Origin of the sequence: Streptomyces chiangmaiensis, assembly GCF_036281785.1 — a bacterium.
GTDB lineage: Bacteria > Actinomycetota > Actinomycetes > Streptomycetales > Streptomycetaceae > Streptomyces > Streptomyces chiangmaiensis.
In genome coordinates, this window is record NZ_JAYWVC010000216.1 from 1 (window position 1) to 12775 (window position 12775).

The 12775-nt window shown below is 67.6% G+C and carries 15 protein-coding genes and 1 pseudogene; 12 read left to right on the plus strand and 4 right to left on the minus strand.

Annotated features, from left to right (window positions below):
- The first annotated feature begins 208 nt into the window (after positions 1 to 208).
- The 3 genes from VXC91_RS36400 (at position 209) to tatC (ending at position 1998) form a co-directional block, all read left to right on the plus strand.
- Positions 209 to 583 carry a Sec-independent protein translocase subunit TatB gene (locus tag VXC91_RS36400; protein ID WP_329511632.1) on the plus strand — a complete coding sequence of 125 codons (375 nt, stop codon included), beginning with the start codon at positions 209 to 211 and terminating at the stop codon, positions 581 to 583.
- Between the two features lie 208 nt (positions 584 to 791).
- A complete protein-coding gene (gene tatA, locus VXC91_RS36405; RefSeq protein WP_329511633.1) occupies positions 792 to 1058 on the plus strand; it encodes a Sec-independent protein translocase subunit TatA in 267 nt (88 codons plus the stop codon).
- Between the two features lie 142 nt (positions 1059 to 1200).
- Positions 1201 to 1998, plus strand: a complete 798-nt coding sequence (gene tatC, locus VXC91_RS36410; RefSeq protein WP_408057560.1) for a twin-arginine translocase subunit TatC — start codon at positions 1201 to 1203, stop codon at positions 1996 to 1998.
- Between the two features lie 99 nt (positions 1999 to 2097).
- Here tatC and VXC91_RS36415 read toward each other — a convergent pair whose 3' ends face one another.
- Entirely contained in the window at positions 2098 to 2412 is a 315-nt protein-coding gene (locus tag VXC91_RS36415; RefSeq protein ID WP_329511634.1) for a helix-turn-helix domain-containing protein, read from the minus strand.
- Between the two features lie 247 nt (positions 2413 to 2659).
- Between VXC91_RS36415 and VXC91_RS36420 the strand changes: the two genes are divergently transcribed.
- Together VXC91_RS36420 and VXC91_RS36425 are read left to right on the plus strand one after the other, a co-directional pair.
- A complete protein-coding gene (locus tag VXC91_RS36420; RefSeq protein ID WP_329511635.1) occupies positions 2660 to 4210 on the plus strand; it encodes an FG-GAP and VCBS repeat-containing protein in 1551 nt (516 codons plus the stop codon).
- 302 nt (positions 4211 to 4512) lie between these two features.
- Positions 4513 to 5997 (plus strand): hypothetical protein, encoded by a 1485-nt coding sequence (locus tag VXC91_RS36425; RefSeq protein ID WP_329511636.1) that lies wholly within the window; start codon positions 4513 to 4515, stop codon positions 5995 to 5997.
- A 48-nt stretch (positions 5998 to 6045) separates the two neighbouring features.
- Here the strand turns inward: VXC91_RS36425 and VXC91_RS36430 are convergent, their stop codons facing one another.
- On the minus strand, positions 6046 to 6195 hold the full coding sequence (locus VXC91_RS36430; protein WP_329511637.1) for a hypothetical protein: 150 nt from the start codon (positions 6193 to 6195) through the stop codon (positions 6046 to 6048).
- 183 nt (positions 6196 to 6378) lie between these two features.
- Between VXC91_RS36430 and VXC91_RS36435 the strand changes: the two genes are divergently transcribed.
- The 4 genes from VXC91_RS36435 to VXC91_RS47215 all read left to right on the plus strand — a co-directional run bounded on the left by VXC91_RS36435 (position 6379) and on the right by VXC91_RS47215 (position 8790).
- On the plus strand, positions 6379 to 6837 hold the full coding sequence (locus tag VXC91_RS36435; RefSeq protein WP_329511638.1) for a hypothetical protein: 459 nt from the start codon (positions 6379 to 6381) through the stop codon (positions 6835 to 6837).
- A 422-nt stretch (positions 6838 to 7259) separates the two neighbouring features.
- Positions 7260 to 7730 (plus strand): DUF6417 family protein, encoded by a 471-nt coding sequence (locus tag VXC91_RS36440; protein WP_329511643.1) that lies wholly within the window; start codon positions 7260 to 7262, stop codon positions 7728 to 7730.
- Between the two features lie 723 nt (positions 7731 to 8453).
- Complete coding sequence (locus VXC91_RS47210) at positions 8454 to 8636, plus strand: hypothetical protein (RefSeq protein ID WP_408057561.1); 183 nt, start codon at positions 8454 to 8456, stop codon at positions 8634 to 8636.
- On the plus strand, positions 8623 to 8790 hold the full coding sequence (locus VXC91_RS47215; RefSeq protein ID WP_408057562.1) for a hypothetical protein: 168 nt from the start codon (positions 8623 to 8625) through the stop codon (positions 8788 to 8790). The genes VXC91_RS47210 and VXC91_RS47215 overlap by 14 nt, the downstream gene beginning before the upstream one ends.
- On the opposite strand, the gene VXC91_RS36450 is transcribed toward VXC91_RS47215, so the two are convergent.
- Positions 8724 to 9377: an RNA-guided endonuclease InsQ/TnpB family protein gene (locus tag VXC91_RS36450; protein ID WP_408057563.1), complete on the minus strand. Its 654-nt coding sequence runs from the start codon at positions 9375 to 9377 to the stop codon at positions 8724 to 8726. The two genes, VXC91_RS47215 and VXC91_RS36450, sit on opposite strands and share 67 nt — an antisense overlap.
- A 94-nt stretch (positions 9378 to 9471) precedes the next feature.
- On the opposite strand from VXC91_RS36450, the gene dnaN reads away from it, so the two are divergent.
- Positions 9472 to 10611 (plus strand): DNA polymerase III subunit beta, encoded by a 1140-nt coding sequence (gene dnaN / locus VXC91_RS36455; RefSeq protein ID WP_329511640.1) that lies wholly within the window; start codon positions 9472 to 9474, stop codon positions 10609 to 10611.
- 533 nt (positions 10612 to 11144) lie between these two features.
- Here dnaN and VXC91_RS36460 read toward each other — a convergent pair.
- Complete coding sequence (locus tag VXC91_RS36460; protein ID WP_329511641.1) at positions 11145 to 11273, minus strand: hypothetical protein; 129 nt, start codon at positions 11271 to 11273, stop codon at positions 11145 to 11147.
- Positions 11274 to 11555: 282 nt separating this feature from the next.
- Here VXC91_RS36460 and VXC91_RS36465 point away from each other — a divergent pair, with 282 nt between their 5' ends.
- Both VXC91_RS36465 and VXC91_RS47220 read left to right on the plus strand, forming a co-directional pair.
- Positions 11556 to 12074, plus strand: a complete 519-nt coding sequence (locus tag VXC91_RS36465; protein WP_329511642.1) for a hypothetical protein — start codon at positions 11556 to 11558, stop codon at positions 12072 to 12074.
- Between the two features lie 186 nt (positions 12075 to 12260).
- Positions 12261 to 12506, plus strand: a pseudogene (locus VXC91_RS47220) (hypothetical protein); the annotation flags it as partial.
- Positions 12507 to 12775 lie beyond the last annotated feature (269 nt).

Below are 12775 nucleotides of genomic sequence, written 5' to 3' on the forward strand. Positions count from 1 at the left end.
CGGGGAACGTCCGGACGTCGCCCATTCCCTGACCGGCTGTCCACGTCCGGGTCGGTCCTGTCCGCCGGTCCACCGGTGGGCGGGACCAAGGCCGATGCCACGCGCAGTCCTCTGCGGCAGTCCGACGGCCCGTACGCCGTCGTGCGCAGACGCTCCACCCCCTGCCCGGGTGCGGCGTGGCCCTCATCATCCCAGACGGGAGTCGTAGATGTTCAACGACATCGGGCCGCTCGAAGTTGTGACACTGGCCCTGCTGGCCGCCATTCTGGTCGGGCCTGACAAGCTCCCCAAGATGGTGTCCGACACGGCGCGTGCCCTGCGCAAGGTCCGCCAGATCTCACAGAGTGCTCAGGCGAGCATTCGTGACGAACTCCCTCCCGAGCTCAAGGACCTGAACCTGGAGGACCTCAATCCGAAGACGCTTGTGACCAGACACTTGCTGAACGACGCGAGCCTGAGCTTCGACAAGCTCGCGGCGGACCTCGATCTCGAAGGGGAGGCGTCCCGCAGCCCCGCGGCGAAGGCCTCCGCGCAGTCCGCCGGACCAGGCTCCATCGACACGACCGGCGACCACCGGAATTGAGAAACCTCCGGTGCTGACAGGTCACGGCGCCGGGAGCCGTCAGGGCGCCGCTGCGGGCGGACACCCCCGGCCGGGACGGTCTCTGCGTCCCCCCTCGCCCCCACTCACCGGGCTGCCCCGGTCGCCGCCGGCCCGTGCCATCAACGGCAACACCCCATCAGCCACGCCCGGTCCTCCCGGGCCGCCTCACGTTCTTAGGGAACCAACCATGTTCGGCAAGCTCGGAGCCCCCGAGATCCTCCTCATCCTCCTCGTCGTCGTACTGCTCTTCGGCGCCAAGCGCCTTCCCGGGATGGCCCGTTCCTTCGGGCAGTCGTTGCGGATCCTGAAGAGCGAGGCCCAGGCCATGCGCAAGGACGGCGTTGACGAACCGCAGGTTGACGTGTATTCGGCCGCCCCCACCCTGCAGCCCGCGGCCGGCGTCCAGCACGCGCCCCCTGAAGCCGCTGAAGCGGACATGCCTCACCGGCGTTGAAACTCCGTCACCACTGACAGACACGTGTGCGGTCGGTGCCGCACACGAAGGGACCGGGACCTGCCCATGCCCACCAGTACACCGCACGATGCCGCGCGAATGCCCCTGAGGGGAGCACCTTCGCGAGCTGCGCACGCGTCTGATGAAGGCCGTCGGCGCGCTCCTGCTCGTCACTGTCGTCGCGGCCTTCTTCTACAAGGACCTCATCGGATTCCTCATCGATCCCCTGCCGGGCTGCGCCCCGGGCGGGCTGGTCGGCGAGAACGATGCGGAGCGCTGTGGCGTGATCTCCCTCAACGGTCTGCTCTCGCCCTTCTCCCTCGCGCTGAAGGTGGCGATCACCGCGGGAGTCGTGGCGGCGAGTCCGGTGTGGCTGTATCAGCTGTGGGCCTTCGTCGCGCCGGCCCTGCACCGCAGCGAGAAAAAGTACACGCTGGTCTTTCTCGGCGCCGGTATCCCTCTGTTCCTGCTGGGTGCCGCCGTGGCGTACAGGGTGCTGCCCACTACGGCACGGGTGCTGATCGCCTTCACCCCGGACGGGGCCACCAACCTCCTGCCGGTCGACGACTTCCTCAACCTGGCAACCCGTATGGTCGTCGTCTTCGGTCTGTCCTTCGAACTCCCCGTCTTCCTCGTGCTGCTGAACTTCGCCGGCGCGATCAGCGCGCGCCGGATGATCGGCTGGTGGCGCGGCATGTTCCTGAGTATCACCGCCTTCGCGGCGCTCGCCACGCCGAGCACGGATCCGCTGAGCATGGTGCTGCTCGCGGCGCCGATCTGCGTCCTGTACCTCAGTGCGTGCGCGGTCGCCTGGTGCAACGACCGCCGTCGTCGGCGTACCGGTGACGGCGAGCCGGGCGCAGGTCTCCGGGACACGGAAGCGTCCCCGCTGGACCTGACTCCGGTCCCGGTCGCGGCCCCCGACCGCATCGCCGAGTGAAGGCGGACAACGGCACGCATCCGGAATGGTGCCAGGACGCTCAAGCGCTGTCTGTCCTCCACCGCGGTGGTTGTACAGCCCTACGAGAGTGAGCGTGCGTCAGGTGAGCCATCGGTACAGTTCGAGCGCGATGCCCACCTCCAGGCCGTAGTCGGCCAGAGGCCTGGACAACAGCTTCTCCGCGTGGTGGATGCGATTGACGACGGTGTTGCGGTGCGCAGAGAGCTCCTCGGCCCTTGGTGAGGTGCTGTACGTCCGGCGGATGTAGACCCGGACCGTCTCACGCAACTCGGCGTCCGCGGAGGCAAGTTGTCCCAGCACTCGTGCGACGAACTCGTGCACGACCTGCTCGCTCCGTGCCCCCAGCACTGCGAGTGAGACATCGTCGAAGGTGGCGACCTGCACGTCATGCACGCGCATCATCAGACGCCCTGTCTCGATGGCTTCACAGTGGCTGCGGCGGAATCCGTCCACGCCCTCCCCACCGAGCCGATCTTCCTCGGCGAAGAGGTGATCTTCTCCAGCAAATCAGACATGCCTCCTGTACAACCCTTCCTCCTCTTGCGGCGTCAAACACGGCGCCGGACATAGGAACGGCACCTATCCGGACACCCCCCGCGCCCCCGAGCCAGCCGGTCGTATCTGAGCCAAGGAGCCGCTCATGCGCAAGCACCGCTCGGCCGCCGTCGCGGCGGCATCGTTTCTCCTCGTGACGGGCGCGGTCATCGCGACCGCTCCGAGCGTCTACGCCGGAACACCCGGCGGAACACACGCCAACGACCGCAACACCGACTTCAACGGCGACGGATACGACGACGTGCTCGTCGGCGGCCCCGGGGCGGCGGTCGGCGGGCACAAGGGCGCCGGCATGGTGACCGTGCAGTACGGCGGACCCAAGGGCATCGGCACCACCAGGGGCAAGGCCTTCAGCCAGAACTCCACGGGCGTCCCCGGCGCCGCCGAGACCGGTGACGGCTTCGGCAAGTCGCTGGCCACCGGCGACCTCGACGGCGACGGCTATGACGACGCGATCATCGGCATCCCCGGCGAGGACCTCGGCGCCGTCGCCAACGCGGGCGCCGCGGTCGTCCTGTGGGGCACGCCGAACGGCCTCACCGGATCGGCCAGCGACTGGCTGCAGTCCGACGACCTCACCACGGGCGGCAGGTTCGGCGCCTCGCTCGCCGCGGCCCGCTTCGGCGACACCACTCCGGGCGACTTCCTCGCCGTCATGGACTCGGTCGGGCTGACGATCTACACCTTCGAGCCCGCCCCCCAGCCCACCGCCAAGAGCGCGGACGCGCAGGCGCGGCGGCCGGTGCAGAAGTCGCGCACCACGCTCACCTCGCCTCCACGGAAGACGCTCAGCCAGGCCTCCGCCGACGACGCGCCGGGCATCCAGCCCAAGTCGATGACCACGGGCGACTACGACAACAACGGCTTCGCCGACCTGGTCGTCTCCGGCACCAGCGTGGGCGACGAGCCGGGCTACGGCTGGTCGTACATCCTGCCCGGCACCGCGTCGAACGAAGAGCCGCTGCCGATCACCGCGGTGCGCGGCGGCCCAGTCGTCGCGTCCGGCGACATCAACCGCGACGGCTACGACGACCTGGTCACCGGAGAGCCGCACAGCCCGGACGACGGCGGCGAGAGCATGAGCGGCGGCATGGTCGGCGTCTACTACGGCAGTGCGGACGGGCCCGCCGGCCAGGAGGGGCCGGGCACCCCTCCCGTGTGGTGGACCCAGAACTCGGCGGGCGTGCCGGGCTCGAGCGAGCAGGGCGACGGCTTCGGCACCGACCTCTCCGTCGGCGACAGCAACCGCGACGGATACGCGGACGTGGCGATCGGTGTCGCGGGCGAGGACATCGGCGCCGTCGCCAACGCGGGCGCCGTCACGGTCCTGCGTGGCTCGGTCAAGGGCATGACGTCCACCGGCGCACTGTCCGTGAACCAGGGCACCGCAAACGTCCCGGGCACCGTCGAGAAGGGCGACAAGTTCGGCGGCCAGGTCTCCTTCACCGACCCGAACGACGACGGCCGCTTCGGCCTGCTCGCCTCGGCACCCGGTGAGAACACGAACGACGGCTATGTCTGGGTGTTCTCCGCGGGCAGCTCGGGCCTGACCACCTCCGGCTCCTGGAGCTACGGCCCGAGAGCGTTCGGCGGCCTGCCGACGGACGCGCTGTACGGGGCGGTGATCGACGACTAGGCGGTACGGCTGGGCGGTACACGGCGAGCGGCTGGGTCTTCTCCGGGACCAGCAGCGGCCTGGCCACCAGCGGCTCGTCGTGGTTCAACGGCGCCACCCTCCGTGCCCCGTCCTCGGATGCCCGTTTCGGCGAGACCCTCGCTCCGTGACAGCCGCGCCACAAGCCTCACAACAACGCCGCCTGCCGAGGGGCGGGGACCCCGCTCCCCGTTCCGCCGGACCTGGCGGTACCTCGCAGTCAGAACTTTTGTCCGGGCTACCCGGGCACGTACCTATGAAGAATGGGGAAGGGGCATATCAGTATGCGGAGAACCCAGGATCAGTACCGACGCCGTCGTCGATGGCTCGCTCTCGTCGCCGTGCCGGGCGCCGCCGCCCTGATCGCGGGCGGCACCGGTTCGGCCGGCGCCGACGAGCAGACCGACAGCCTTTTCATCGCCAGCCCGTACGAGCTTCCGCTGCCCGTCGCCGACAGTGAGAGCGGCACCGCAATCCAGCGGCCCTTCGAAGTGCAACTCCAGCACTACAACGCGGACAACATCGTCACCGGTGGTTATCTCACCGTTGACGCAAGCGGGCTGGCGGACGTGGCCGAGGTGACATGGCCCGACACCTGTACCCCGGACAGCCTGGCACCGCTCACCGCCCTCTGTGACTTCGGGGAAATCGCCGTGTCGTGGTCGTACACGAGCGTCGCCGAGATCCGGCTGCGTGCCAAGGCGGACGCCGCTGTCGGTGCCTCCGGCACCCTGCGCATGTCGGCGATCGCCGACAGCTCCTTCGGGCAACTCAACGCAGCCATGGCGGAGGTGCCCGTCAGGATCGGCGACGGGCCCGATCTGTCGCTCAACCAGGTGCCCTACCTCGACGGCATCGCGCCGGGTACGGACGTCGACCAGCCGGTCCGGCTCAGCAACTTCGGCAACCAGCCTGTCGACCGCGCCCTTCTCACCTTCTTCGTGTCGCACGGGCTCGCGCTCAAGAACCGGTACGGGAACTGCCAGTATGACGACGTCGATCGGGTCGGGAATCCGACGATCGCCATCGTGGTGTGTGTCATCGACCAGCCGGTCGTGCCCGGTACCACCTACGACCTGTCGGGCGCCGCCGCAGTACGGGCCACCTCCGCCGCCCTGTACGAGCGGTTCGACTACGCCGTCCAGCCGTACTCCGACGAGGCATACCAACAAGCGCTGCGCTTCGGCGAGTTCGTCCCCGGCTCCGGCGCCGACCTCACTCTGGAGCCGGTGGCTGCCCCGTTGACGGCCACGGCCCTGGCTGCGGACCTCGACGAGGAGGACAACTACCGCACCACCCTGATCAACGTCGCCAACACCGCCGATCTGATCGCGCTCGGTGACGAGGTGCGGGGGAAGCCCGGTGACATCGTCACCACCACCGTCGGGGTGAAGAACAACGGGCCCGCCTGGGTCGCCTCGCTCGGGGCGGGTGCCCAGGTCGCGCCGGTCGAGGTGCAGCTTCCCGAAGGCACGACCGCCGTCGCCAAGCCGGACACCTGCTTCATCCCGTGGACCGGCGGCGACGATGACGGGACCGCTGAGCCCGTGGACACGGGGCACTATGTGTGCCAGACGCCGATCTACCTCTGGGAGAAGGGCCGGAACACTTTCACCTTCACCATGCGGATCGACAGCGTGGATCCCGCCAACGCCCCCGGTTCGGTCAGCCTTCCCGACAACGGAATCGAGGGGCCGCGGATCAGCGACTTCGACCCGCAGTTGCACAACAACACCGCACCGTTGACCCTCGTCGCCGGCCGCGGTTGACACCCCCGCACGCCAGAGGACAGGCCGGTCATCGGGGATGTGCGCGAACTACGTCTTCCGGGCCGCGATCAGCGTGGCGGTCCGGTCGATCTGCCCGAGCGCCTTCTTGAGCTTGCTGCTGAGCTCCACGGCGAAGTCCTTCGGCTCCAGCCGCAGCTGCGTAGTGGGGCGCACTGACTTGACCTCGATGAGCAGCACCAAGCCACCGAAGACGACGATCTGGTCGTCGCGGAACCAACTTCACAAACTGGGCGCGCTGGAGGCGCCCCGATAGAGCCGGAAGAAGTCGCCGCAGCCAGTGCAACCTTGCGGGCTGCTGGAGTGTCTTGCATGGGCAAGCGTCACTTCATCGCTGTTGCCCCCGTATCGGAGGACTTCGAAATGAGACGCTCCACCCTCGCCATGGGAACCGTGATTGCGGCCTCCCTTGCGACCCTGCTCGGCCCGGTCTCCACCGCTCACGCCGGCCCCAATTGCACCCTCGGGTTCTGCTCCCATACCTCTAACGACAGCAACCTCTCGGTGTACATCGCCAAGAACTGGTGCTGGTCCACGGGCACCACGGGCTCCGCCACAACGTCGGATCCCTACTGCTCGTCCAGCTCAGAGCGGATGTGGATCTCACCGGGTCAGGATTCCCCGTCGGGCCAGGACTGGGACACGTTCCGTGTCGACGCCGGCTGGTGCTACTCAGTGAAGTTCACGGAGGCCGAGTGGTACGGCCTGCACGAGTGGTGGGTGACCTACAACCGGGTCGGGCAGAGCACGCCGTTCTGGGTGAAGGTGGAGAACAACGCCATCGCGTCGGTCAGGGCCCAGCGGTACGGCAGCTGCCCCTGAGGCTCGCGCGCAGCGATCTTCACAAATGGAGGCGATTTGAGGCGCCTCGCTGGTCCCAAATGACGCCGCCGTAGCCTAAGGCGGTGGTGAAGTGGAGGACCGTGGCGTTGCCGGTGCCCTGGCTGCTGTCTGCGGGGGCGAGGCTGGGATGGTTCGGCGGGGCGCAACTGTATTGCCCATGAGGACGATCGTTCGGCTGAAGCCTCATGGAGCCCTTCGCCGGGTAGGCGACCGCCCTTCACGACCACGTTTCGCTCATCAGCCCCGGCCGGTGCCCTCGCCGGCCGGGGCTGCCCTCGTTCATCGCCGGGCGCGTGACCGGCTGGAGCCCGGCCGCGTTGCCCGGGCGTGGATGCCTATGAGCACTTCGACCTCGACGAGATCGACTTCGCCCCGTCGCGCACACGACCAAGCGCCTGGCCCTGCTCTCCTTCGAGGGGGCGCACCATCTGCTGCACCTGCTGAGGATGGTTGCCCAGGCTGGCGGGGCAATGCCCGCCGGGGCTGACCGGCCGGCGCGAGAGATCGCCGCCCGTATTCCGTCGGAGAGCCGACCGCATCACCTGGACGGGCCGCATATATGGGGCCGCACCCGAATCCCGGGTGCGGCCCAACGCGTTCCGTCTCAAGCCTTACCCCGCCAATTTCAGGAAGGAATAAAGCTGTCGCGATGCGCCGGGGTGTCTGCACAGACGACGACAGATACGGCTGCTGACAGGACACCCGCCTGGTTACGAGGCCAGCCCTCTGGCCCCGCGGGGAGGTGGATCCGCCACGGCCAGGGCCGGTTCGTTCGGCCGCCTTCTTCCCTGGCCTGCCGTTGTGGGATGGCGTCGATCTTGTGCGTGGGCGCTCCTGTGATGCGGCGCTTCAGCTGGCGAATGAGTGAGTGAGTTGGCGAGACTGAGTTCCTCAGTCGGCTCATCCGGTCACGTGGGAGCAGCGCCGGTGACGAGGCCGGACAAGGGGGAGGGCTCTGCGGTGGTGGGGGACGACAGCATGGTGGCCATCGACTACGCCGAGATCCGGCGCTACTGCTCCGCAGCTGCTCAGGCGCTCGTTGATGCCGGGATTCCTCCAGGTGAGCTGGGGGAACGGCCTTCTACTGGACGAAAGGCGACCCGGCTCTACAGCGGGGACCGTGGGCGGATGGTCTCCTGGTGTTCTGGGGGACCAGAGGAGGGCGCCACGGCTGGGGGTATGCCCCCATCGACGACGAGGGTGATCCCGCGCTCGCTGACGTGACCTGGCTGCCCGTCGCCTCTTCGATCGCGCCCGACTTGCTGGCGGAGCACGTTCGGCGCCTTCTCGCCGAAGGCGCTCCGCTGGCAGGTGCTGAGCGTCAGCGCTGACGAAGCCCACCCCCTGGAGTGTTCAGTCACTACTTCGGGCCGGACGGTAGACCCTTCTACCGAGGTCTCGCGAGTTCGAATATTCATTCTATATAGTGGGGTGCCGGAAGTCGGTGGTATGTCCTGGGACACGACGGCATGCGAAGCGACGACGCTGATGCACGTGCGCTGCCCCGACCGTCTGCCGGAAGACACCTACCGGCAGGTCCTTGAGCAGCTCGCGGAGCTCTCCCGGTCGTTCAGGCCCTGCCCCCTTCGGCGGCTGTGGTAGAGCTGAAGGGCGCCCTGCGCTACCACGGTGCCGACGCCCGGAGACTGGGGGAGGTGCTGCGGGTACGTACGATTTCCCGCCTCGGTATCGACGTGCGCGTGGGAATCGGCCCATCCATCACCGTGGCGGCCACGGCCTCCGACCAGATCGGCCCGCCCGGAGGTGTCCTCGCCTGACCCCGCCCACGTCGCCGAGTGGCTCGGCCCGGTGCCCGTGGAAGCCCTCTACGGCATCGGACCCCGCCAGGCCAAGGTGCTGCGGGACTACGGCATCCATTGCGTGTCCTGCTCGCCGACCGTGTCAGCGTGCGCGTTGTGGCCGCACGTCTGACAGTGGAACTTGTCCTGGGTGGGCCGGTTCTCCTGGGCGGTGTGCCCGCCTGCGGGGCACCGCTGGGAGGTGTTGCGGGGGTCCACGGCGATCACTTGTCCGGTACCTTCCGCCTTGGCGGCCAGGACCGCGAGGCCCCCCCATCCGCCATCGCCGATCGAGTGATTGAGCCCGGCCTTCGCACCGGCCCCGTTGGGCAGGAAACTGCCCGGCTTCCGGGGATCCGGCCCCGGCTCGGGAGCCTTGCCCATGTTGCGGATCTTGAGGTCTTCGTGGGCGATGACGTCGTGTTCGCGGACGAGGTCAAGCGCGGTTTTGTGGGCGTGGCCCAGGTGTTGGCGGCGGACCTTGAGGTGCAGCCGGGCCACGGTTTCCACGGCCATGCGGCGGCGCTTGCAGCGGCTGAGCGCCTGCAGGGCCTTCTTCAGCTTGACTGCGGCCATTTCCCCGTGACGCGGGCTGGGTATCGCCTTCGAGGATCCGTGCTCGGCCCCGTACTGGGCGCGTGCCTCGCTCACGGCGCGCTGGCACGTGCGGGCGGCACCCCCGCGCTCGCGCGCCAACTGCACAGCGAGCCGGCGGAGCATCCGCCGGCCGTACGCAGCGCACGAGCCAAGCGTTGTCAGTGGCGACATATAGCGTGCGCGGATTAACTGGTGTGATGCGATGGGGGATGTACGGATGGAGTTCCGGATCGAGCGAAGCGCGTTCGCCGAGGCCGTGGCCTGGGCGGCCAGGTCGTTGCCCGCGCGTTCGCCTGTGCCCGTGCTGGGCGGCTTGATGCTGGACGCGGCGGAAGGACGGCTGCGCATCTCGGGCTTCGACTACGAGGCGTCTGGGACCATCGAGGTCCCGGCGGAGACGCTGACAGCCGGTCGGGTGCTCGTGCTGGGGCGCAGACTGCTCGATATCTGCCGGGTGTTGCCCGACGCGATGGTGGTGTGCGCGCTGCAAGGCGCACGCTTCACGCTGGAAGGGGGCGGTACGCGCTTTGGGCTGTCGACATTGCCCACGCAGGAGTATCCGGCCCTTCCCGAGCTTCCCCCCGTTCGCGGAAAGGTGGATGCGGCAGAGTTCGCGGCGGCGGTCGCGCAGGTCGTGATAGCCGTCGGCCGTGACGACTCCCTCCCGGTGCTCACGGGGATCCAGCTCATGCTGGATGGCGAGTCGATGACAGTGGCCGCCACGGACCGGTACCGGTATGCCGTGCGCACGGTGCCGTGGAAGCCGGAGGTGGCAGGTTCCGAAGCGGTGCAGGTGGTGGTTCCCGGCCGCCGAATGACCGAGATCTCCCGTTCGCTGGCGAAAGCGGGCCTGATCCGCATCGGGCTGACCAGTTCAGGCGGCTCGGGTGGTGGCTTGATGGCCTTCGAGGGAAGCGGAATGCGTACGACACTGAGATTGCTTGAAGGCCGGCTGCCGCGTTACGACAAGTTGTTCACACTGAACGGTCCAGCAGTCGCGGTCACGCAGCGGGAGGCGCTCGCCGACGCGGTCCGCCGTGTCGCGGTCGTCGCGGCGCCGAACAGCCCCATCCAGCTGGATTTCTCCGCCCAGGGAACCGTCCTCCTGCAAGCGGGGTACGAAGACGACATTGCTTCGCAGGAGCTCGCGGCCGCGTTGGTCGGCTCCGATGACCTGGCAGTCGCCTTCAACGCCGCTTACCTGCTGGAAGCCCTCAACTCCTTCAACGCCTCCCGAGTGCGCTTTGAACTTCTGGGCCCTGGCCAGCGGGCACTGCTCAGTGGCGTACCGGGCGAGGACGACGCGACGTGCGAGGACCACCGCCATCTACTCATGTCAGTACGGCAACTGAGCTGACGAACACCAGAAGCGACCCCTTGGAATAGATCATCTAGCCACGACCAAGAAGATTTCGACATTCGTGGGGCTACCGGGCCGCTCTCGCATCATCATCAAGGCATGGCTGACTCACTGCGGGCGGAACCCCCAGAAGAAGGCATGCGATACCGCGCGACCCCGCTGGACACCTCCTTCACCTTTCGCCGAGCTGGCGGGGCGCCGTCCCTGGCCTGGGCACGAGGAGACAACGGTCGCGTCTTCCTTGCCGTGGGCGTCGCCCGTGCACAGTTCTCGGGGGATCGTGCTGCAGATATCGGATCCTGTCGATGGGGGCGCCCCTCGACGTTCATGAGTTGCTTGATCTCAGAGGCAACGTTCGGGCGAGGGCATGGCCGACAAGGCCCACTCCTCACGCGCCGTCGGGACCGGCATCGCTGCACTCTACATATTTGAATCTGGACATCCAACTCAAATCGGAGTAGGCTGAGGAGGAACGATCTCAGAATATTGTGCTCGATCCGAAGCAGCCTCGCGGCCGTCGCGAGCGCTGGCTACGGAGCGGGACTGGTGCGGGCGGTGAGCGGGTTCACGCGCAGCCGCGGGCGCACGTAGTGACAGTGGAACTGGGCGGAGTCGGCGGCAGAGGGAGTCTGCTCGTGCAACTGCGTACGCCAGTGCATGTGTAGACCGATCGGATCGGATTGATCTTCACCGCAGTGGAGATGGGTCCGGCTGCCCAGGTAGACGCGACCGCGGTTGCTGGTTATGGCCCCGGGCGTCGAGCTGCTTGGGACGGCGCGAGGCGGTATGGGCGTCTCCGGGTTGCTGAGTCCGTCGCAGGATTTCCGAGACCACTGCGACTTCCAATCCCTTGATCAAATGCATGCACGAGGTGATCGGGTGGCTGCGGGTCGTGGCGGATCTCGAGAACCCAAGTCCACACTCAAATGAAAGGAAGTCCGATGCCCACAACGACTATCGAGCACACGATGCGCCGCCTTGACATCGCCACGGGCCAACGGTTCGACGACTTCATCGCGGCGTTCGTCGACGCGGTCCCAGACTTCGACGAAGCCCGGATGCGGCGCATAGCCGAGCAGAACGGGAGCTGGGACGACGCTTCGCGTGCAGTCGCCGAGAACGCGCCGAACGAGTTCGTCCTGTTTGGCGTAATTGATGCACGTCCACTGATGTCGGTAGCTGGCAATAAGCGCCCGGCGATTGAGTACCTCATGGGCAACCACACCATTGCCGAGCGTATGTACCGCCACCATCCCGATACCCTTCTGTACGCCCCGCTGCGAGTGCTCATCTACGGAAGCGACGAAGGAGAGGCTGTCTTCGCGATCGACCAGCCCTCCACCGTGTTCGCTGGGCTGGGTATCCCGGAGGTCGCGGCGGTCGGCCACGAGCTCGACCAGAAGCTCGTCGCGCTGCTGGAGCTGCTTCGCGTTGAAGTGCCGTCGTCGTTGCGTGCCTGATCCGGCATTCGACAGTTTCGAGCGCCATATCGCCGCGAGGGACAGCGCGGGCAGGTAACCGTCCTGGGTTGGGTGGAGTAGCTGCTTAGAACTCCTGACGGAATGGCTGTTTGCCCTTGGAACGTGGGTGTCTGATGGGGCGTTAGCCTGCACATGAGAAGGGGTGAGTTGCTGTCATGCGAGTCGCTGCTGGCCGAACTGCACGCGGCTTGCGCTCTGGACTGGTCCCGGGCGGTGATCGCCGGCTCCCACGTAGGGGCCATGAAGGGCGGCCCAAAACCGGACCGAGCCCGGTCGACCGTGCCCGGCTCTGGGCTGGGCGTCCACCGGTGGGTCGTCGAGCAGAGCTTCGTGCTTTTGCATTGGTTCCGCCGGCTACGCATCCGCTGGGAGATCCGCGACGACATCCACGAAGCTGTCCTCAGCCTGGCCCGCGGCATCATCTGCTGGCGGCGACTGAAGAAACCCTCACTCTCTTATGATGTTCCGAGCATCTCTCGGCAGTTCTTGTTCGGCCCAGACGGTCTTGCCGCCGCTGGTTGTGCAGCGGCATTCCTGTCGTTGGCAGAGCCGGGCGGCGACGCGGAGGCCGCGGCCGGACTCGTCAAGGTCGCGGGTCTGTCGCCGGTGGGGGAGACAGTCGCTGGCATCTGAGGCTTCGCAGGTCGTGCGGTGCGGGGTCGAGCGTCTTGGCGCCCTGC

Bases quoted from the DNA above. Each gene is read 5' to 3' on its own strand.
- VXC91_RS36450 (WP_408057563.1), bottom strand. From the start codon at position 9,377: ATGCTCCGCCGGCTCGCTGTGCAGTTGGCGCGCGAGCGCGGGGGTGCC.
- VXC91_RS36400 (WP_329511632.1), top strand. From the start codon at position 209: ATGTTCAACGACATCGGGCCGCTCGAAGTTGTGACACTGGCCCTGCTG.
- tatA (WP_329511633.1), top strand. From the start codon at position 792: ATGTTCGGCAAGCTCGGAGCCCCCGAGATCCTCCTCATCCTCCTCGTC.
- VXC91_RS36465 (WP_329511642.1), top strand. From the start codon at position 11,556: ATGCCCACAACGACTATCGAGCACACGATGCGCCGCCTTGACATCGCC.
- VXC91_RS36425 (WP_329511636.1), top strand. From the start codon at position 4,513: ATGCGGAGAACCCAGGATCAGTACCGACGCCGTCGTCGATGGCTCGCT.
- tatC (WP_408057560.1), top strand. From the start codon at position 1,201: ATGAAGGCCGTCGGCGCGCTCCTGCTCGTCACTGTCGTCGCGGCCTTC.
- VXC91_RS36435 (WP_329511638.1), top strand. From the start codon at position 6,379: ATGAGACGCTCCACCCTCGCCATGGGAACCGTGATTGCGGCCTCCCTT.
- VXC91_RS36460 (WP_329511641.1), bottom strand. From the start codon at position 11,273: ATGCACTGGCGTACGCAGTTGCACGAGCAGACTCCCTCTGCCGCCGAC.
- dnaN (WP_329511640.1), top strand. From the start codon at position 9,472: ATGGAGTTCCGGATCGAGCGAAGCGCGTTCGCCGAGGCCGTGGCCTGG.
- VXC91_RS36420 (WP_329511635.1), top strand. From the start codon at position 2,660: ATGCGCAAGCACCGCTCGGCCGCCGTCGCGGCGGCATCGTTTCTCCTC.